This window comes from Pseudomonas sp. 18175 (assembly GCF_050432925.1).
In the GTDB taxonomy this organism is placed as follows: domain Bacteria; phylum Pseudomonadota; class Gammaproteobacteria; order Pseudomonadales; family Pseudomonadaceae; genus Aquipseudomonas.
The window spans coordinates 1-20,507 of the sequence record NZ_JBKFTO010000001.1; the positions used below are offsets into that span (position 1 = coordinate 1).

The 20,507-nt window shown below is 58.0% G+C and carries 17 protein-coding genes; 10 read left to right on the top strand and 7 right to left on the bottom strand.

The features are described 5' to 3' along the window. Positions 1–197: 197 nt before the first annotated feature. Together ACLD1Y_RS00005 and ACLD1Y_RS00010 are read right to left on the bottom strand one after the other, a co-directional pair. The gene (locus tag ACLD1Y_RS00005) at positions 198–1,085 is read right to left on the bottom strand and encodes a lysophospholipid acyltransferase (RefSeq protein ID WP_257780486.1); all 888 of its coding nucleotides are present in this window, start codon (positions 1,083–1,085) and stop codon (positions 198–200) included. A 40-nt stretch (positions 1,086–1,125) separates the two neighbouring features. Further along, the gene (locus tag ACLD1Y_RS00010) at positions 1,126–1,683 is read right to left on the bottom strand and encodes a DNA-3-methyladenine glycosylase I (protein WP_429474371.1); all 558 of its coding nucleotides are present in this window, start codon (positions 1,681–1,683) and stop codon (positions 1,126–1,128) included. An 81-nt stretch (positions 1,684–1,764) separates the two neighbouring features. On the opposite strand from ACLD1Y_RS00010, the gene glyQ reads away from it, so the two are divergent. From glyQ to ACLD1Y_RS00030, 4 genes are all read left to right on the top strand, one after another. Continuing rightward, positions 1,765–2,718 carry a glycine--tRNA ligase subunit alpha gene (gene glyQ / locus ACLD1Y_RS00015; protein WP_003187265.1) on the top strand — a complete coding sequence of 318 codons (954 nt, stop codon included), beginning with the start codon at positions 1,765–1,767 and terminating at the stop codon, positions 2,716–2,718. Beyond that, on the top strand, positions 2,715–4,769 hold the full coding sequence (gene glyS / locus ACLD1Y_RS00020; protein WP_429474373.1) for a glycine--tRNA ligase subunit beta: 2,055 nt from the start codon (positions 2,715–2,717) through the stop codon (positions 4,767–4,769). Before glyQ ends, glyS begins: the two co-directional genes overlap by 4 nt. A 2-nt stretch (positions 4,770–4,771) precedes the next feature. Then, complete coding sequence (gene gmhB / locus ACLD1Y_RS00025) at positions 4,772–5,308, top strand: D-glycero-beta-D-manno-heptose 1,7-bisphosphate 7-phosphatase (protein WP_429474375.1); 537 nt, start codon at positions 4,772–4,774, stop codon at positions 5,306–5,308. 81 nt (positions 5,309–5,389) lie between these two features. Beyond that, positions 5,390–6,160, top strand: coding sequence for a lysophospholipid acyltransferase family protein (locus ACLD1Y_RS00030; RefSeq protein WP_429474377.1), 771 nt, complete (start codon positions 5,390–5,392; stop codon positions 6,158–6,160). A gap of 182 nt (positions 6,161–6,342) precedes the next feature. Here the strand turns inward: ACLD1Y_RS00030 and ACLD1Y_RS00035 are convergent, their stop codons facing one another. Further along, positions 6,343–8,622, bottom strand: a complete 2,280-nt coding sequence (locus ACLD1Y_RS00035) for a CHASE2 domain-containing protein (RefSeq protein WP_429474379.1) — start codon at positions 8,620–8,622, stop codon at positions 6,343–6,345. Between the two features lie 327 nt (positions 8,623–8,949). Here ACLD1Y_RS00035 and ACLD1Y_RS00040 point away from each other — a divergent pair, with 327 nt between their 5' ends. Beyond that, positions 8,950–9,669, top strand: coding sequence for a response regulator transcription factor (locus ACLD1Y_RS00040; RefSeq protein ID WP_429474381.1), 720 nt, complete (start codon positions 8,950–8,952; stop codon positions 9,667–9,669). 94 nt (positions 9,670–9,763) lie between these two features. On the opposite strand, the gene gyrB is transcribed toward ACLD1Y_RS00040, so the two are convergent. Genes gyrB through dnaA form a run of 4 tightly spaced genes read right to left on the bottom strand, consistent with a single transcriptional unit; the run spans position 9,764 to position 15,959 of the window. After that, on the bottom strand, positions 9,764–12,181 hold the full coding sequence (gene gyrB / locus ACLD1Y_RS00045) for a DNA topoisomerase (ATP-hydrolyzing) subunit B (protein ID WP_429474383.1): 2,418 nt from the start codon (positions 12,179–12,181) through the stop codon (positions 9,764–9,766). Positions 12,182–12,185: 4 nt separating this feature from the next. Beyond that, entirely contained in the window at positions 12,186–13,289 is a 1,104-nt protein-coding gene (gene recF / locus ACLD1Y_RS00050; RefSeq protein WP_010565854.1) for a DNA replication/repair protein RecF, read from the bottom strand. Between the two features lie 10 nt (positions 13,290–13,299). Beyond that, positions 13,300–14,403 (bottom strand): DNA polymerase III subunit beta, encoded by a 1,104-nt coding sequence (gene dnaN / locus ACLD1Y_RS00055; RefSeq protein ID WP_185709615.1) that lies wholly within the window; start codon positions 14,401–14,403, stop codon positions 13,300–13,302. A 38-nt stretch (positions 14,404–14,441) separates the two neighbouring features. Beyond that, positions 14,442–15,959 (bottom strand): chromosomal replication initiator protein DnaA, encoded by a 1,518-nt coding sequence (gene dnaA / locus ACLD1Y_RS00060; RefSeq protein WP_429474386.1) that lies wholly within the window; start codon positions 15,957–15,959, stop codon positions 14,442–14,444. A gap of 586 nt (positions 15,960–16,545) precedes the next feature. On the opposite strand from dnaA, the gene rpmH reads away from it, so the two are divergent. The 5 genes from rpmH to mnmE all read left to right on the top strand — a co-directional run bounded on the left by rpmH (position 16,546) and on the right by mnmE (position 20,495). After that, positions 16,546–16,680, top strand: coding sequence for a 50S ribosomal protein L34 (gene rpmH, locus ACLD1Y_RS00065; protein ID WP_003213577.1), 135 nt, complete (start codon positions 16,546–16,548; stop codon positions 16,678–16,680). A 16-nt stretch (positions 16,681–16,696) separates the two neighbouring features. Further along, entirely contained in the window at positions 16,697–17,101 is a 405-nt protein-coding gene (gene rnpA / locus ACLD1Y_RS00070; RefSeq protein ID WP_429475341.1) for a ribonuclease P protein component, read from the top strand. Further along, the gene (yidD, locus tag ACLD1Y_RS00075) at positions 17,094–17,339 is read left to right on the top strand and encodes a membrane protein insertion efficiency factor YidD (protein WP_010207715.1); all 246 of its coding nucleotides are present in this window, start codon (positions 17,094–17,096) and stop codon (positions 17,337–17,339) included. Before rnpA ends, yidD begins: the two co-directional genes overlap by 8 nt. Positions 17,340–17,341: 2 nt before the next feature. Further along, positions 17,342–19,045, top strand: coding sequence for a membrane protein insertase YidC (gene yidC, locus ACLD1Y_RS00080; RefSeq protein WP_429474388.1), 1,704 nt, complete (start codon positions 17,342–17,344; stop codon positions 19,043–19,045). 79 nt (positions 19,046–19,124) lie between these two features. Beyond that, a complete protein-coding gene (gene mnmE, locus ACLD1Y_RS00085) occupies positions 19,125–20,495 on the top strand; it encodes a tRNA uridine-5-carboxymethylaminomethyl(34) synthesis GTPase MnmE (RefSeq protein ID WP_429474390.1) in 1,371 nt (456 codons plus the stop codon). Positions 20,496–20,507: the final 12 nt, after the last annotated feature.

The following is a 20,507-nucleotide window of genomic DNA, read 5'->3' on the forward strand; positions in this document are numbered from 1 at the left end:
GGGCGAAGTCTCCCACGGTCTGTACTGGCTAGAGTCAGATGCTGGCTTTTAGTCCCACCACCCCTACAAGTCTAACCATACAAGCTGGCTTGCCTGCGATAGCATCACTGCGGTGTAACTGAAACACCGAGTTGCCCGCATCGCAGGCAAGCCAGCTCCCACATTTGATCTCCATTGGCTGGGAGGTCAGTGGTAAGTCAGTACCACCGCTCCTCACCCGGCGGGCGTTTCTTGAAGCGCTTCATGCTCCACATGTACTGGCTCGGGTAGGCGCCGACATACCGCTCCACCACCTTACTCATCGCCGCGCAGGACGTGGCCGTGTCGGTGCTGTACATGTCTTCCGGCGCCGCTTCCAGAATCACTTTGTAACCCGAACCGTCCGGCAGCCGTAGGGCATGCAGGAACACGCCCACGGCCTTGTGCCCTGCGAGCATGTTCGGCACGAACTTGCTGGTGAGGGCCTGGGTGGCAAAGAACGGCACGAAGATCCCGGCGGATTCGGCCGGCTCCGGGTCGGCGGGAATACCCACCTGACCGCCCCGGCGCACTTCCTTGATCACACTGAGGATGCCTTCCTTGGTCGATGCCGCCACGCGGTTGCCCAGTTGCACGCGTTGTTTGCGCAGCAATTCATCCACCGCCTTAAGCTTGGGCGGGCGGTAGAAAATGATCGGCTTGCACTGGCTGCAATAGAAGTGGTTCAACACTTCCCAGTTGCCCAGGTGACTGGTGATGCCGACCACGCCTTTGCCTGAGGCCAGGGCTTGGTGCAGCACTTCCAGGCCTTCGACTTCGCGTACCAGGTCGATGGAACGCTGGGCCGGCCAGATCCAGGCGCAGGCGCTTTCGGTCAGGGACTTGCCGATATCCATCAAGCTCTGGCCGACCAGACGCTCGCGGGCAGCTGGGTCCATGTCCGGGAAGCATTTGGACAGGTTGATCCGCACCGTGTCGCGGGAGCGGTTGGGGGTTTTCCACATGATCCAGCCAATCGCCGTGCCGACGGCCTGGACAGCGCGCCAGGGCAGCAGGGCGAACAATCGCAGAGCCCCTACCAGCAAGGCGCCTTTCAACTTTTCCACAGGTCACTCCTGATCGTGTGTGGTGCGCAAAGCCGGCATTCTAACCGGCGTTGGCCAGGTCCGCGTAACGGTCGCAGTCCAGGGTGTGGTCCATGACCATGCCCGAGGCCTGCATAAAGGCGTAGCAGATGGTCGGACCGACAAAGGTAAAACCGGCCTTTTTAAGCGCGCGGCTCATGGCTTCGGCTTCGGGAGTGATCGCCGGGACTTCGCTGCGATCCTTGAAGTGATTGACCTTGGGCACGCCGCCGACGAAGGACCAGAGCAGCGCCACGGGATTCTCCAGCGCCAGCCAGGCCGCGGCATTGCGGCGGGTGGCGTTGAGCTTCAGGCGATTGCGCACAATGCCTGGGTCGAGCATCAGCGCTTCAATCTCATCATCGGTCAACTGCGCCAAACGCTGCGCATCAAAACCAAACAAGACCTTTCGATAATGCTCGCGTTTGCGTAAAACGGTGATCCAGGAAAGGCCCGCCTGGAACCCTTCGAGCAATAACAACTCGAACAAACCCTGCGCATCGCGCAGCGGCGTTCCCCACTCCTGATCGTGATAAGCCATGTACAGCGGATCTTCAGAACACCAAAAGCAGCGTGGCATAAGGCTCCAGGGGATGGTGGCGCGGCCGAATCGGGTATACTCCCGCTCTTTAAATCGCAGCCCAAGTAACAGGTGAATTTCGTGAGCCAGCCTACGCCAGCCGTGCGTACCTTCCAAGACTTGATCCTCGCCCTCCAGCAATACTGGGCCGAGCAAGGTTGTGTGGTACTTCAGCCCTACGATATGGAAGTAGGCGCCGGCACTTTCCACACCGCAACATTCCTGCGGGCCATCGGCCCGGAAACCTGGAACGCCGCTTATGTGCAGCCCAGTCGTCGCCCGACTGACGGCCGCTACGGCGAAAACCCGAACCGTCTGCAGCACTACTACCAGTTCCAGGTGGTATTGAAGCCGAACCCGGACAATTTCCAAGAACTCTACCTGGGCTCGCTCAAGCATGTCGGCCTGGACCCTCTGGTGCACGACATCCGTTTCGTCGAAGACAACTGGGAATCGCCAACGCTGGGCGCCTGGGGCCTGGGCTGGGAAGTCTGGCTCAATGGCATGGAAGTGACGCAATTCACTTACTTCCAGCAAGCGGGCGGCATTGAGTGCTACCCGGTAACCGGCGAAATCACCTACGGCCTTGAGCGCCTGGCCATGTACCTGCAAGGCGTGGACTCGGTCTACGACCTGGTGTGGGCTGACGGCCCGTTCGGCAAAGTCACCTACGGCGATGTGTTCCACCAGAACGAAGTGGAGCAATCCACTTACAACTTCGAACACGCCAACGTCGACAAACTGTTCGAACTGTTCGACTTTTATGAAAGCGAAGCCAAGCGCCTGATCGAACTCGACCAGCCGCTGCCGTTGCCAAGCTATGAAATGGTGTTGAAGGCCTCCCATACCTTCAACCTGCTGGACGCCCGTCGTGCCATCTCGGTAACTGCGCGCCAGCAATACATCCTGCGTGTACGCACCCTGGCGCGCTCCGTCGCCCAAGCCTACCTGCTGGCTCGCGCCAAGCTGGGCTTCCCGATGGCGACCCCAGATTTGCGTGATGAAGTGTTGGCTAAGCTGGAGGCTGCACAATGAGTGCTCAAGATTTCCTGGTTGAACTGGGCACCGAAGAGCTGCCACCCAAGGCACTCAACACCCTGGCCGACGCGTTCCTGGCCGGTATCGAAAAAGGCCTGCAAAGCGCTGGCCTGAAGTTCGAAGCGAAAAAAGTCTACGCCGCGCCACGTCGCCTGGCAGTTTTGCTGACCGCGCTGGAAACCCAGCAGCCGGACCGCAGCATCAACCTCGACGGCCCGCCACGCCAGGCAGCGTTCGACGCCGAAGGCAATCCGACCCAAGCCGCGTTGGGCTTCGCCAAGAAGTGTGGCGTAGAACTGAGCGAGATCGACCAAAGCGGCCCTAAACTGCGCTTTAGCCAGGTCATCACCGGCAAGCCGACCGCCAGCTTGCTGCCGACCATCGTTGAAGACTCGCTGAACGACCTGCCGATCCCCAAGCGCATGCGCTGGGGTGCACGCAAAGAAGAATTCGTCCGCCCGACCCAATGGCTGGTGATGCTGCTCGGTGACCAGGTCATCGACTGCACCATCCTCGCCCAGAAGGCTGGTCGTGATTCCCGCGGCCACCGCTTCCATCACCCGGAAGCCGTTCGCATCACCTCGCCGGCCAACTACGCCGCCGACCTGCGTGCCGCCTACGTGCTGGCCGATGCCAACGAGCGTCGCGAGCTGATCAGCAAGCGCACCGAAGAACTGGCCCGCTTGCAGGAAGGCACCGCCATCGTGCCGCCAAGCCTGCTGGACGAAGTGACTGCCCTGGTTGAATGGCCGGTGCCGCTGGTGTGCTCGTTTGAAGAACGCTTCCTCGACGTGCCGCAAGAAGCGCTGATCACCACCATGCAGGACAACCAGAAGTATTTCTGCCTGCTGGACGTGGACGGCAAGTTGCTGCCGCGCTTCATTACCGTGGCCAACATCGAAAGCAAAGACCCGCAGCAGATCATCGCCGGTAACGAAAAAGTCGTGCGCCCGCGCCTGACCGATGCCGAGTTCTTCTTCAAGCAAGACAAGAAGCAGAAGCTGGAAGACTTCAACCTGCGCCTGCAAAACGTGGTGTTCCAGGAAAAACTCGGCAGCGTCTACGACAAGGCTGTACGGGTTTCCAAGCTGGCGGCCTACATTGCGCCGCGTATTGGCGGCGATGCTGCCTGGGCCGCCCGAGCGGGCCTGCTGTCCAAGTGCGACCTGGCCACCGAGATGGTCGGCGAGTTCCCGGAGATGCAAGGTGTTGCCGGTTACTACTACGCCCTCAACGACGGCGAGCCGGACGACGTAGCCCTGGCCCTGAACGAGCAGTACATGCCGCGCGGTGCCGGCGCTGAACTGCCAACCACCCTGACCGGTGCGGCCGTGGCCATCGCTGACAAGCTGGACACGTTGGTCGGCATCTTCGGTATCGGCATGCTGCCTACCGGTAGCAAAGACCCGTATGCCCTGCGCCGTGCCGCCTTGGGTGTGCTGCGTATCCTGATCGACAAAAAGCTCGACCTCGACCTGACCCAGGCCGTGGTGTTTGCCGTCGGCCAGTTCGGTGCCAAGGTCAAGCAAGCCGGCCTGGCCGAGCAAGTGCTGGAGTTCGTGTTCGACCGCCTGCGTGCGCGTTACGAAGACGAAGGCGTGGACGTGTCGGTGTACCTATCGGTGCGTGCGCTGCAGCCGGGTTCGGCGCTGGACTTCGACCAACGCGTACAAGCCGTGCAAGCCTTCCGCAAACTGCCGGAAGCCGATGCCCTGGCCGCCGTGAACAAACGTGTGTCGAACCTGCTGAGCAAGGCCGAAGGCCTGGGCAACGCCGACGTCGACCCTGGCCTGTTCGCCGACGCCAAGGAGTTCTCGCTGAACTCGGCCATCGCCAAGGCAGAAAACGCCGTGAAGCCGTTGATCGCCGAACGCAACTACGCCGAAGCCCTGGCGCGCCTGGCGACCTTGCGTGAGCCGGTGGATGCGTTCTTCGAAGCGGTGATGATCAATGCCGAAGACGCTGGCGTGCGCAAAAACCGCTACGCCATGCTGGCGCGTCTGCGCGGCCTGTTCGTCAACATCGCTGACATTTCGACGCTGAGCTGACCATGTTGAAACTGCTGATTCTTGATCGGGACGGGGTGATCAATTACGACTCCGACGCTTACATCAAGTCGGTGGAGGAGTGGGTTCCACTGCCCGGTTCGATCGAGGCCATCGCGCAGTTGAGCAAAGCCGGCTGGACGGTGGCCATCGCCACCAACCAGTCCGGCATCGCCCGCGGTTACTACGACATCGCCACCCTGGACGCCATGCACGCGCGCTTGCGCAGGCTGGTGGCCGAGCAGGGTGGTGAGGTGGGGATGATTGTGTACTGTCCCCACGGCCCAGACGAGGGCTGCGCTTGCCGCAAACCCAAGCCTGGCATGTTGAAAACCATTGCAGAACATTACAAGGTGCCGCTGGCTGGGCTATGGTTCGTCGGCGATAGCCTCGGTGACCTGGAAGCGGCCAAAGCCGTCGACTCTCAGCCAGTTTTGGTTAAGACCGGAAAAGGCGAAACGACCCAGGCGAAGACCCTGCCGGTGGGCACTTTGATTTTTGACGATCTCGCGGCCGTTGCCGCAGAACTTATCAACAACTAGCCGCCCTCGACTTCCTGACAAGGAATGTTCGGGAGTGCGCTTTTAACAGGCGGGCGTTGTCCCGCAACGGTAAATGCCGCCATGTCGATTTTGCAGGCCATCAGAACCTTCTTCTTTTACCTGCTGTTGGGCACCAGTTCGTTTCTCTGGTGCACCCTGAGCTTTTTTATTGCGCCATTTTTGCCGTTCAAGGCGCGCTATCGCTTTATCAACGTCTACTGGTGCCGCTGTGCGTTGTGGCTGTCCAAGGTATTCCTGGGCATTCGCTTCGAGATCAAGGGCGCTGAAAACGTCCCGGAACAGCCCTGCGTGATTCTGTCGAACCACCAGAGCACCTGGGAGACGTTCTTTCTTTCGGCGTACTTCTCGCCATTGAGCCAAGTGCTCAAGCGTGAGCTGCTGTATGTGCCGTTCTTTGGTTGGGCCATGGCCATGTTGCGGCCGATCGCCATCGACCGCGACAACCCCAAGGCGGCCCTCAAGCACGTGGCCAAGAAGGGCGACGAGCTGCTCAAGGATGGCGTCTGGGTGCTGATCTTCCCGGAAGGTACACGCGTGCCCTACGGCACCGTAGGCAAGTTCTCACGCGGTGGTACGGCATTGGCGGTCAACGCCAACCTGCCAGTGCTGCCGATTGCCCATAACGCCGGCAAGTTCTGGCCGAAGACCGGCTGGGCAAAACGCGCGGGCACCATCACGGTGGTGATTGGCGAACCGATGTACGCAGAAGGTGAAGGCCCACGCGCCATTGCTGCGCTCAATGACCGCGCTTCGGCATGGAACGAGGCACAGCAACGGGCCATGGGATCGTTGCCGCCGGAGCCGGTTGTGGCCGAGAAGCCGGCGGCTTGAGCATCTGTGGATAAGCTGTGTACGGTTTGTTGGCGAATTGCCGTTTTTGAATTGTAAGAAGCTGATTTACTTACATATTTCTCAAGACGCTAAAATCGCAAAAATGGTGCATAAGTTTTTCCCGCATTAAAAAAACCGGTCCTTGGGACCGGTTTTTTATGCACAGCGAAAAAGATGCTTTTTTAGTCATCCAACAACGGCAATTGCAGCCGGAACGTTGTGCCTTTGCCCAGAACACTGTCGCAGCTGATACGCCCACTGTGGCGCTCCACCACCGCCTTGACCATGGTCAACCCCAACCCGAGCCCCTCGCTGCCCTGAGCTGAATCGAAGCGTCGATACTGGCTGAAGAGCTCTGGCAAATCCTCTGCGGCGATCCCCGGGCCCTGATCGCTGATGCGGCATTCCAGCCAGCCTTGTGTGCTTTCGTGAGTCAACCTGACGGTGGTACCAGAGGGCGAGTACTTGACGGCATTCTCCAGCACGTTGAATAACGCACGGGTAAGCAGCGACTGATCAGCTGACACCATGCCTTCATCGGCCTCATCAAGGTCATGAACCAAGTGAATGCCTTTGAGCTGGGCGATCAGCGCCACTTGGTCAAACGCATCCATCACCAACATGGCGAACAGCGTTGGTTGGAACCGATAGCCGTCAGCCTCGGCTTTCGCCAGTTGGACGAAGGATTCGGTGAGGCTCAGGGCACGCCGCACCTGCTGTTCGATCTGGGCAAACACGGGTGACTCACCGTTATGCACATCCAACAGCGCAAGAATTGCCGAGTGCGGCGCACGCAGGTCGTGAGAAAGGAAGCGCAGCATGGTTTCACGGTGCTGCTGTGCTTCACGCTCCTTGCTCAAGTCTGTCAAGCTCAGCAGCCAGCCAAGGGCCACGTCACCTTCTGCGGGCAACAGCGGCGCTAGCTCCATGCGCAGGCTACGTTGGTGGATATCGCGAAACTCGATCAGTTCAAGCGCCGAGAGGGGCGGGCGCACGCCGTTGTGCAGCGGCGGGTAACCCAAGTCTGCCAGTTGTTCCTGCAAGTTCTCACTGACCAGGTCATTGTCGAATACTTCACGGGCAATGCGATTGGCCAGCAGGATATTGCCCCTAGGGTCGGTGATCAGCGTGGCCACCGGCAAGCACTCCAGGCCATCGGCCATAAACCGTCGGGTGTCACGCGTACGGCTAACGGCTTGTTCCAGGGCGAAGATACGCGACTGGAGCACGTCGCCATTGTTGGAAGGCGCACGGCGGCGCTCGGGCAATACTTTAGGTTCGTTATCCAGACGTGCCAGTTCCCAGCCGAAGTAGGCCAGGATCACGCTCAGGCGGCGCCAGTTCCAGATCAGGTAGCTGAGCAGCAAACCGATCAGGCACGCGGCAGGCGACCACCAGTGCCCCAGACGCAGCAGGCTTAGGGAAACCAGCAGCGCCATGGCCATGCAGCCCAGGGTCATCCATAACGCAAAGCGTGGGCGATACAGCAACAGTCCCAGCAGCAGTGCCACCAGGGACGTCGCCATGAGGGCCGCCAACCAGCCCGATAGATCGACGATGCTACGCCCTTGCAACAAGCCGTTAAGCACGTTGGCCTGGATCTCCACGCCTGCCGTGGTACCGACCGTGGAGGAGAGCGGAGTGACGAAACGGTCGCCCATACCGGAGGCGGTTGCGCCCACCAAAATCAGACGACCGCGCAATAGCTCTGACGGCACTTCGCCGTGTAATACGCTGGCGTAGGACACGCTGGGGAAATGGGTATGGGCGGCGATGAATGGGATTCGAATTGCGTGTTCCCGATGCCACTGCTTAGTCACAGGCTCCAGTGGTTCCCCAGGCATCTGCGACGGCTCATCACTCATTTGGTAGGCCAGCCACGCCAGTTGTGGGACGGTGGCGTCGGGTGGACCTTCGAGCAAATACAGGCTACGCACAACACCATCGTTGTCCGCTTCCACGTTGATATGGCCTACGCCCTTGGCGCATTTGAGCAATGGCAACATTTGCGCGCTTGGCTGGCTGTAGCTCGCAGAGCTGTCACGAACCAAGGGCAACAAGACATTACCGGCGCTGCACACCGCATCGGCCAGGCGCTTGTCATTGATAGGGTCGCCGGGCTCGCTGAAAAAAACGTCGAATAAAATACCCGCCGGTTGTGCCGCACTCAGACGATCAATCAGGTCAGCGTGCAAGCTACGTGGCCAAGGCCATTGGCCGAGTTTTTTCAGGCTGGGTTCGTCGATGGTCACCAGCAGGATTCGCGGATCGACCGGCAGCGGGGCGAGTCGACGAAGGCTGTCATACAGCGGGTTATTCAAGGCCAGGCCGGGGCTCAGCGACAAGTAGGCCGTGATGGGCAAAAGCAACAGGCCGATCCACAGCCATTCGCGCACCAGGCCGTGGAACAGGCGCTGGGCATGGGTGGGTTGGCGTTTTTCTGGCTTGCCCCAGAGCATCATAGGTCAACGTGCCTGTGCTGTTGTCGAGTAGGAGACGATGTCATGGAACGCGGCTTAGCTCATCGTAGGACGACACTGGAGTTTACGACAGCGCACGCGTCGGCTGATCCTTTTACTTACGGTCAGGAGCCGGTATCTTTCCCACACAGGTACCGAGGACTTTCAACGGCTTGACCACTGATTGATCCCAGCGTACCGAGAGATCCAAGGGGTCGATGAATCTGCGCATAATTCTTCAGATTCAATGGCCGGCATCTACGCAGCACGTGCCCTTATTCGAAACGGGTCAAAACGACTGCCATACTTTTCAAGAAGAAAGGACCACCCATGCGTGTCGCAATACTGGATGACGAACCCGCTGAACTGCGCCGGGTGGAACAGACACTGCGACAAATTCCCAGCACCGCCGAACAACCCTGGACCCTGCATTGCTTCGAGCGGGGCGAAGACCTGCTTCGTCAACTGCGCCGGGAAACCTTCGACCTGCTGATCCTCGACTGGCAACTACCGGACATCACAGGTATTGCCCTGTTGCGTTGGACCCGTGAACACATGGAGTCGCCACCTGCCGTCATCATGCTGACCAGTCGTGATGCCGAAAGCGACATCGTCACCGCGTTGAACAGTGGTGCCGATGATTACGTCAGCAAACCTTTCCGGCCTAACGAGCTCAAAGCTCGCGTCACGGCAGTTTTGCGTCGTCACGGCCTGCAGAAATCAGCTGCTCACGAAGTACAAAGCTTCAACGACCTGACCTTCGACGATGCTGAATTGACCGTCACTCGCGCGGGTAAACCGATCAACCTCACAGAGCGTGAGTACCGCTTGGCCAGTTGCCTGTTTGCCAACTTGGCGCGGCCTCTGTCCCGCGAATACTTGTACGAGCGGTTCTGGACCCACGAAGAAATGGTGTCCTCTCGGCCGCTGGATACGCACATCTACCGGCTGCGCAACAAACTGGGGCTAACGGCAGACCGGGGTTGGCAGCTGTTGACCATTTATGGGTATGGGTATCGGTTGGAGAGCGTCGCGGCTGCTTCACCGTGATGTTCCACGTGGAGCAATTTGGAAACCTATAGTTTCACGCAATAAAAAAGGCCAACGCTAAGCGTTGGCCTTTTTAATTTAGCGACTACCGGAATCAGAAATCCAGGTTAGAAACCGCCAACGCATTGCTCTCGATGAAGTCACGACGAGGCTCGACCGCATCACCCATCAGGGTGTTGAAGATCTGGTCTGCACCGATGGCGTCTTCGATGGTCACGCGCAGCATGCGACGCTGGCTTGGGTCCATGGTGGTTTCCCACAGTTGATCCGGGTTCATCTCGCCCAGACCTTTGTATCGCTGGATGGTGTGGCGCTTGGTGCTTTCTGCCATCAGCCAGTCGAGGGCTTCTTTGAATTCCTTGACCTGCTTCTTGCGTTCGCCACGTTGGATGTAAGCGCCGTCGTCCAGCAGGGTGCTCAACTGCGCGCCCAGGGTAACCACGGTTTTGTAGTCGTTGCTGCCGAAGAAGTCGCGGTTGAAGGTGACGTAGTTCGACAGGCCGTGGGAGATCAGTTCGACCTCTGGCAGCCAGACGTTACGTTCACGGTCTTCACGCAGGCTGGCTTTGTACACCAGGCCGGACTTCTCGGAGGTGCGCAGGCGCACTTCGTACTGAGCCAGCCAATCCTGCATCGCTGCATGATCGCCCAACTGCTCCATGCTCACGGCCGGCAGGTAGATGAAGTGCTCGGTCAGCTCCTGAGGGTACAGGCGCGACAAACGCTTGAGGGTCTTCATCACCATGCGGAAGTCGTTAACCAGACGCTCCAGCGCCTCACCGGAGATACCCGGAGCTTCGTCGTTCAAGTGCAGGCTGGCATCTTCCAAGGCCGACTGCGTCATGTACTCTTCCATGGCGTCGTCGTCTTTGATGTATTGCTCTTGCTTACCCTTTTTCACTTTGTACAACGGTGGCTGGGCGATGTAGATGTAGCCACGCTCGATCAGCTCCGGCAACTGACGGAAGAAGAACGTCAGCAGCAGGGTACGGATGTGCGAACCGTCGACGTCAGCATCGGTCATGATGATGATGTTGTGGTAGCGCAGCTTGTCGATGTTGTATTCGTCACGGCCGATACCGCAGCCCAATGCCGTGATCAAGGTGCCGACTTCCTGGGAAGAAATCATCTTGTCGAAGCGGGCTTTCTCGACGTTGAGGATCTTACCCTTCAACGGCAGGATGGCCTGGGTGCGACGGTTACGACCCTGCTTGGCGGAACCGCCAGCAGAGTCACCTTCCACCAGGTACAGTTCGGAAAGGGCAGGGTCTTTTTCCTGGCAGTCAGCCAGTTTGCCCGGCAGGCCAGCGATGTCCAACGCGCCTTTACGACGGGTCATCTCACGGGCTTTACGCGCGGCTTCACGGGCACGTGCGGCGTCGATCATCTTGCCGACAACCAGCTTGGCTTCGTTCGGGTTCTCCAATAGGAAGTCAGAGAAGTATTTACCCATCTCTTGTTCCACTGCGGTCTTCACTTCGGAAGACACCAGCTTGTCTTTGGTCTGGGAGCTGAACTTTGGATCCGGCACTTTTACCGAGATAATCGCGGTCAGGCCTTCACGGGCATCGTCACCGGTGGTGGCGACTTTGTGCTTCTTGGCCAAGCCTTCGGCTTCGATGTAGGTGTTCAGGTTACGCGTCAGTGCGGAACGGAAACCCACCAAGTGGGTACCGCCATCGCGCTGAGGAATGTTGTTGGTGAAGCACAACAGGTTCTCGTTGAAGCTGTCGTTCCACTGCAGGGCAATTTCTACACCGATGCCGTCTTCACGCTGGATGTTGAAGTGGAACACCTGGTTGACCGCGGTCTTGTTGGTGTTCAGGTATTCAACAAACGCACGCAAGCCGCCTTCGTATTTGAACAGTTCTTCCTTACCGCTGCGCTCGTCCTTGAGGACAATACCCACACCGGAGTTAAGGAACGAGAGCTCACGAATACGCTTGGCCAGGATGTCCCAGCTGAAGTGAATGTTCTTGAAGGTTTCGCTGGAAGCCTTGAAGTGGATCTGGGTGCCGGTGGTTTCACTGTCGCCTACGATAGCCATCGGTGCCTGAGGCACGCCATGCACGTAGGTCTGTTCCCAGATCTTGCCACTACGGCGCACAGTCAGAACCAACTGTTCCGATAGGGCGTTAACGACAGAAACACCTACACCGTGCAAACCGCCGGAGACTTTATAGGAGTTATCGTCGAACTTACCGCCGGCGTGGAGCACGGTCATGATGACCTCTGCCGCCGAAACGCCTTCTTCTTTATGCACATCAACCGGGATGCCACGACCGTTGTCGCGCACGGTGATAGATTCGTCCGGGTGGATGATGATGCTGATATCGTCGCAGTAGCCGGCCAGCGCTTCATCGATGGAGTTATCGACCACCTCGAACACCATGTGGTGCAGACCGCTACCATCATCGGTGTCGCCGATGTACATACCGGGACGTTTGCGTACGGCATCCAAACCTTTCAGCACTTTAATGCTGGTCGAGTCGTACGTGTTTTCTTCGCTCATGCCTTCACTCCCGATGGTCGTGGGTCTGGGTGATACGGCCCTGTTCCACGTGGAACAAAGCGACTGGCGTTTCCGTCTGCCAGCCTTCCCTCAATAATTCGTGGTCTACACAGGTGATAAACACCTGGCAGCGTAAGTCTTCCAACAAGCGGCATAGCGCACGGCGATGTTGCTCGTCGAGTTCAGACGGCAAGTCATCCACCAGATAAATACATTGACCGCGCCGGGCCTGGCTAACCAAGTGGCCTTGGGCGATACGCAGCGCACATACCACCAACTTTTGCTGACCACGGGACAAGATGTCCGCAGCGTTATGAGCGCCTAACCTAAGACGCAAATCAGCACGTTGGGGGCCGGCCTGGGTATGGCCAATTTGCTGATCCCGCTGCAGGGACGTCGCAAGCACAGCACTCAGCTCACGCTCTTTGTCCCAACCACGGTAGTAACTCAGCGTCAGTCCCTCAAGGTCCAACAGCTCACTCAAGGTCTGCTCAAAGACTGGTTTCAAGGCTTTGATATAGGCACGGCGGTATTCATCTATTTCGTCGCTGGCCAGGCACAGTTCCCGGTCCCAGGCCGCTTGCGAAGCGGCGTCAAGTGTACCATGCCGCAGCCATGAGTTCCGCTGCCGCAGGGCCTTCTGCAGCCGCTGCCAAGTGGCCATAAAGCGCGGTTCCACGTGGAACACTCCCCAATCGAGGAATTGCCTGCGGATTTTTGGCGCGCCTTCCAGTAACCGAAAACTGTCGGGATTGATCAGTTGCAGCGGCAGGATCTCAGCCAACTGAGCTGCACTGCGTGCATTCTGACCATCGATACGGATTTGAAACTCCCCACCGCGATCACGGGATATCCCCAGGCTGCTATGTCCACCTTCGGCCAGTTCAACCTGGCCAAACACCGTGCACGCCAATTGTTCGTATTGGATAACCGGTAACAGACGGGCACTGCGAAAGGAACGGGCGAGCCCCAACAAGTGAATGGCTTCCAGCACGCTGGTTTTGCCACTGCCATTGGCGCCGTGGAGGATATTGATGCGGGGGGAGGGGGAGAAGGTCACCGGGTGCAGATTGCGCACCGCGGTGACCGAGACGCGACTGAGGGACATCTAGCTTCTATTACAGGCGCATCGGCATAACAACGTAGGCCGAGTCGTCGTTGTCGGATTCTTGCACGAGGGCGCTGCTGTTGGAGTCGGACAGAATCAGGCGAACCTGTTCGGTGGTCATCACGCCCAGCACGTCGAGCAAGTAGCTCACGTTGAAGCCGATCTCCAGGGAACCGCCGTTGTAGTCAACGCCCACTTCTTCTTCCGCCTCTTCCTGCTCCGGGTTATTGGCCTGGATTTTCAACTGACCGTTGGCCAGTTGCAGGCGAATACCGCGGTACTTCTCGTTCGAAAGAATCGCAGTACGGCTGAACGCTTCACGCAGGGCTTGGCGATCACCGAGCACCAGCTTGTCACCACCTTTAGGCAGCACGCGCTCGTAATCCGGGAACTTGCCGTCGACCAGCTTGGAGGTGAAGGTAAATTCGCCAGTGGTTGCGCGGATATGGTGCTGACCCAATACGATGCTGACGTTGCCATCCGGTTCGGTGAGCAGACGCGCCAATTCGAGGATACCTTTGCGCGGCACGATCACCTGATGGCGATCCGGCTGGCCGATATCAGCCTTCATCGAGCACATCGCCAGACGGTGACCGTCAGTGGCAACAGCCCGGATGATGCCTTCGGACACTTCCAGCAGCATACCGTTGAGGTAGTAACGCACGTCCTGCTGGGCCATGGCGAAGCTGGTGCGCTCGATCAAACGGCGCAGTTTGCTTTGCTCCAGGCTGCAGGTCAGCGAGCCCGGACCCTCTTCTACAGTCGGGAAATCGTTGGCCGGCAAGGTGGACAAGGTAAAGCGACTGCGACCGGCCTTAACTACCAACTTGGCGTCATCGACCTTGATGTCGATCAGCGCGTCGTTCGGCAGACTTTTGCAGATATCCATCAGCTTGCGCGCTGGCACGGTGATCTCGCCCGGTTCGGCGGGTTCTTCCAATTGAACGCGACCGACCAGCTCAACCTCCAGGTCAGTACCCGTCAGGGACAATTGCTGGCCTTCGACCACCAGCAATACGTTGGAGAGCACCGGCAAGGTCTGTCGGCGCTCGACGACGCCTGCGACCAGTTGCAGGGGTTTCAACAGGGCTTCGCGTTGAATGGTGAAATGCATGGTCTAGTCCCTTGCCTTAATAAGCTGCGCTGGTGTCATCACGTAGTCAGTGTGCGCAGCAGGTTCTTGTAGTCCTCGCGAATATCCGCGTCGGATTCCTTAAGTTCGTTGATCTTGCGGCATGCGTGCAAGACCGTGGTGTGATCGCGACCGCCAAACACATCGCCGATTTCCGGCAGACTGTGGTTAGTCAACTCTTTAGAGAGCGCCATGGCCACTTGCCGTGGACGTGCGACCGAGCGCGAACGGCGCTTAGACAGCAGGTCGGAAATCTTGATCTTGTAGTACTCGGCCACAGTGCGCTGGATGTTATCCACACTCACCAATTTGTCCTGCAGTGCCAACAAGTCTTTCAGGGATTCGCGAATCAGCTCAATGGTGATGTCGCGGCCCATGAAGTGGGAGTGAGCGATGACCCGCTTGAGCGCGCCTTCCAGCTCACGCACATTGGAACGAATCCGTTGTGCGATAAAGAACGCTGCGTCATGGGGCAGATCGACTTTGGCCTGATCGGCCTTTTTCATCAGGATCGCCACGCGGGTTTCCAGCTCCGGTGGCTCGACCGCAACGGTCAGGCCCCAGCCGAAACGCGATTTGAGGCGTTCTTCCAGGCCCTCGATTTCCTTCGGGTAACGGTCACTGGTCAAGATGACCTGCTGGCCGCCTTCGAGCAGGGCGTTGAAGGTGTGGAAAAACTCTTCCTGGGAACGCTCTTTGCGGGCGAAGAATTGAATGTCATCGATCAACAACGCATCAACGGAGCGATAAAACCGCTTGAACTCGTTGATGGCGTTGAGCTGCAAGGCCTTGACCATGTCAGCCACGAAGCGCTCCGAGTGCAGGTATACAACCTTGGCATTCGGGTTCTTCTTTAATAGGTGGTTACCGACTGCGTGCATCAAGTGCGTCTTACCCAAGCCCACGCCACCATAAAGGAAGAGCGGGTTGTAGCCATGCTTGGGGTTATCGGCAACTTGCCAGGCAGCGGCGCGCGCCAGCTGGTTGGATTTACCTTCGACGAAGTTTTCAAAGGTAAACGTGCGGTTCAGGTAGCTGGTGTGCTTGAGCGCACCTTCAACCTGCACGGTGCGCTGTTCGGCGCGGACCGGTGCCTGTTGAGAGCTGGCACCTGCCATCGGGTCGAAGCTGTCGCGAGACGGCTCTTCATGCTCTGGCGCGCTTTTGCGCGCAGACGATTTGGACGGTGCAGGCACAGCAGTTGGCGTCGTGACAACCGGTGCCGCCGCAGCCTGGGCCTGCGACGCAGCCGCCGCCAAGGGCGCATTCGGCGCAGCGCGAGGCGCAGAGCTGCGTTTGCTACCTATTAATAAGGAAAGCACGGGCGCGATGCCGTTGCCATGTTCGTCGAGCAATTCGAGAACGCGGCTCAGGTACTTCTCGTTGACCCAGTCGAGAACAAAACGATTGGGTGCGTAGACACGCAACTCGTCGCCTTCGGCTTCGACTTGTAGTGGACGGATCCAGGTGTTGAATTGCTGGGCAGGCAGCTCTTCGCGCAAAAGCTCCACGCACTGCTGCCAAAGTTCCACTGACACGGATATCCCCTAAGTTGAAAGCCGGTGAGGCAAAAACAGCCGCCATTGTAGCGACCAGCCGCCCACTTATCCACATGTAGGTTGCTCACAGGGCAGCCAAAATCAATGCCTTATCCCATAAAAAAGCGACAGATGGTCTGTGCATAAGCTCTGTGGATAAGCGCGCCTGAGCTCGTTGTACAAGTGGGGTCGAAAGTCTGTGGGTAACTGGCCTGTGGATAACAACCCATTCCACCCACAGCTTATCCGACAGTGCAGCACAGGCAGAGCCCAGTTTCTCCCCCGTGTTGTCATTCTCTGTACATCAGGTGAAACATGGCCTCAAGGCAGTTATCCACAGATAGGCGGCTGCCTAGCTTTTATAAGCTTTACAGAAAAGCTTTAAATAACTTCCTTCTTTATTTTTATATCTATGGCATTGCCCGTGAAAGCTGAGCGTAGAGAAAAGGGCCCTTTGCCCTATAGAGATCTAATTGAAGGAAAAGCTGGTTGGAAATTGACCTAGAGGCTTGCTTTCTCTAGAATCGCCGGTCTCTTAAAACGGGGGCCATTCCGGCCCGTTGTGGACGAACCAGGTAACAACGCCATGAAACGTACTTTCCAACCAAGCACCATCAAACGCGCCCGTACCCACGGCTTCCGTGCTCGCATGGCTACCAAGAACGGCCGTGCTGTCCTGTCGCGTCGCCGCGCCAAAGGTCGTGCGCGTCTGGCAGTTTGATAATCCGGTACTGGTGGTGAGTCAGGACTTCAGTCGGGAAAAGCGTCTGCTAACCCCCCGGCACTTCAAGGCAGTCTTTGACTCCCCCACCGGCAAGGTTCCGGGGAAAAATCTCCTGCTCCTTGCGCGTAACAACGATCTGGATCACCCCCGCCTCGGGTTGGTGATCGGCAAGAAGAGCGTAAAGCTCTCCGTTGAGCGCAATCGCCTCAAGCGTCTGATGCGCGAATCGTTTCGCCTCCACCAGGACACTCTGGTTGGTTGGGATATTGTTATCGTCGCGCGCAAAGGCTTGGGGGATGTAGAAAACCCCGAATTGATTCAGCATTTCGGCAAGCTCTGGAAACGTCTGGCGCGTACCAACAAGCCAGCACCAGCAGTCATCACCGAAACTGTAGGGGTAGACAGCACTGATGCGTAAACTGGCACTCGTTCCGATCCAGTTTTATCGCTATGCCATTAGTCCTCTGATGGCCAGCCACTGTCGTTTCTACCCCAGTTGTTCCTGCTACGCGTTAGAGGCCATAGAAAATCATGGTCTTCTGCGCGGTGGCTGGCTGACCTTTCGTCGTTTAGGTCGCTGTCATCCGTGGAATCCCGGTGGTTATGACCCGGTTCCGCCTATCCCTACCTCCCGTTCTTCTTCGATGGCCGAGTAATCATGGATATTAAACGCACGATCCTGATCGTCGCCCTGGCAATCGTGTCCTACGTCATGGTCCTTAATTGGAACCAGGACTACGGCCAAGCTGCCCTGCCGACTCAGAATGTTGCTGCCAATGCTGTTCCTGCGGGACTTCCCGACACAGTGAGCGGTACCAACGCTGCCGCCAGTGATGACATTCCACGTGCAGCGGGCGAAACAAACGCACCCGCAGAAGTACCAGTTGCCGCCAGCACAGACCTCATCCAAGTCAAAACGGATGTATTGGACCTGGCTATCGACCCGCAAGGTGGCGATGTTGCCAAACTGACACTTCCGCTGTACCCGCGTCGTCAGGATCACCCGGAAATTCCATTCCAACTGTTCGATAACGGTGGCGAGCGTGTTTATCAGGCGCAAAGTGGCCTGATCGGCAGCAATGGTCCCGATGCCAGCCCTACCGGTCGTCCGGTTTTCTCCTCGGAGAAGAAGAGTTATCAACTGGCCGATGGCCAGGACCAACTGGTCGTTGACCTGAAGTTCAGCAAAGACGGCGTCAATTACATCAAGCGCTTCACACTCAAGCGTGGCCTGTACGACATCGTTGTCACTTACCTGATCGACAACCAGAGCGCACAGCCTTGGACTGGCGCAATGTTTGCCCAGCTCAAGCGTGACGCCAGCTCCGATCCATCGTCCAGCACTGCTACTGGCACCGCGACTTACCTGGGCGCAGCCCTGTGGACAAGTTCGGAGCCGTACAAAAAAGTATCCATGAAAGATATGGATAAGGTGGCTGAAGACAAAACCAAGGCGCCAATCACCTATAACGTGAGCGGCGGTTGGGTTGCGTGGCTGCAGCACTACTTTGTGACGGCGTGGATTCCTCAGCCAGGCCAGAACAATGCGGTACTGGCGCGCAAGGACACCAAAGGCAACTACATCATTGGCTACACTGGCCCGGCATTGACCGTGGCACCAGGTGCCAAGGCTGAAACCAGCGCTACCCTGTATGCCGGCCCGAAAAGCCAAGCCGTACTCAAAGAGTTGTCCCCAGGTCTGGAACTGACTGTGGATTACGGCATCCTGTGGTTCATTGCCCAGCCGATTTTCTGGCTGCTGCAACATATCCACAGCATCGTGGGTAACTGGGGCTTCTCGATTATCTTCCTGACCATGCTGATCAAAGGGATCTTCTTCCCGCTGTCGGCAGCCAGCTACAAGTCGATGGCGCGCATGCGTGCCGTGGCACCGAAACTGGCCGCTCTGAAAGAGCAACATGGTGATGACCGGCAGAAAATGTCGCAGGCCATGATGGAGCTGTACAAGAAAGAGAAGATCAACCCGCTGGGTGGATGCTTGCCGATTCTGGTACAGATGCCGGTATTCCTGTCGCTGTACTGGGTGCTCCTGGAAAGCGTGGAAATGCGCCAGGCACCGTTCATCCTGTGGATTACTGACCTGTCGATCAAAGACCCGTTCTTTATCCTGCCGATCATCATGGGCGCCACCATGTTTATCCAGCAGCGTCTGAACCCGACTCCGCCGGATCCGATGCAGGCCAAAGTGATGAAAATGATGCCAATCATCTTCACCTTCTTCTTCCTGTGGTTCCCAGCTGGTCTGGTTCTGTACTGGGTAGTCAACAACGTGTTGTCGATTTCCCAACAGTGGTACATCACTCGTAAAATCGAAGCGGCTACCAAAAAAGCCGAGGCGTAATTTACTCTGTGGATAACCACTCAAGACGCCCCCTAGTGGGGCGTTTTGCTTTCCGTCACTTTTGTTCTGGAACCTGCTGATGAGCGCTCCTCGTGAAACCATCGCTGCTGTCGCCACCGCTCAAGGTCGCGGTGGTGTCGGTATCGTTCGAATTTCCGGGCCGCTCGCCGGCATCGCGGCCAAAGCCATCAGTGGGCGGGAGTTGAAACCACGCTATGCCCACTTTGGTCAGTTTCTGGATGCTGACGACAGCGTCTTGGATGAGGGCTTGGCCATTTATTTTCCCGGTCCGAATTCCTTCACCGGTGAAGATGTACTGGAACTGCAGGGTCACGGTGGCCCGGTGGTGTTGGATATGTTGTTGCAGCGTTGTCTGCAATTGGGCTGCCGACTGGCTCGCCCCGGTGAATTTAGCGAACGTGCGTTCCTGAACGACAAACTCGACCTGGCTCAGGCCGAGGCGATTGCCGACTTGATCGAAGCCAGTTCTGCACAAGCTGCGCGTAATGCATTGCGCTCGCTGCAGGGCGCTTTTTCCCTGCGTGTGCATAACTTGACCGAGCAACTGATCAGCTTGCGCATCTATGTCGAGGCCGCGATTGATTTTCCGGAAGAAGAAATCGACTTCCTGGCGGATGGTCATGTGCTGGCGATGCTGGATAAAGTCCGCGATGAGTTATCCACAGTGCTGCGCGAAGCCGGGCAGGGGGCACTATTGCGCGACGGCATGACCGTAGTGATTGCCGGACGGCCGAATGCCGGAAAATCCAGCTTGCTCAATGCACTGGCCGGCCGTGAAGCCGCCATCGTCACCGAAATCGCCGGCACCACCCGGGATATCCTGCGTGAACATATCCACATCGACGGCATGCCGCTGCACGTGGTCGATACGGCCGGCCTGCGCGATACCGACGACCAGGTTGAAAAGATCGGCGTGGAACGAGCACTCAAGGCTATCGCCGAAGCAGACCGCGTGTTGTTGGTGGTGGACGCTACGGCGCCCGAGGCTGTGGATCCTTTTGCGCTCTGGCCAGAGTTCCTGGAGCACCGACCGGACCCGGCCAAAGTCACCTTGATCCGCAATAAGGCCGACCTGACAGGTGAGGCCATTGCCATGGAAACCAGCGACGACGGGCATGTGACGATCAGCCTGAGCGCGAAGTCCGCTGGCGAGGGCCTGGAAGTGCTGCGCGAGCACCTCAAGGCCTGCATGGGCTACGAGCAGACCTCGGAAAGCAGCTTCAGTGCGCGTCGTAGGCACCTGGAAGCGCTGCGACACGCCAGTGCGGCGCTGGAGCACGGTCGGGCCCAACTGACCTTGGCGGGGGCCGGTGAGCTGCTGGCGGAGGATTTGCGCCAGGCGCAGCAGCTGTTGGGCGAGATCACTGGGGCATTCAGCTCCGATGATTTGCTGGGGAGGATATTTTCCAGTTTCTGTATTGGTAAATAACCGAGTTATCCA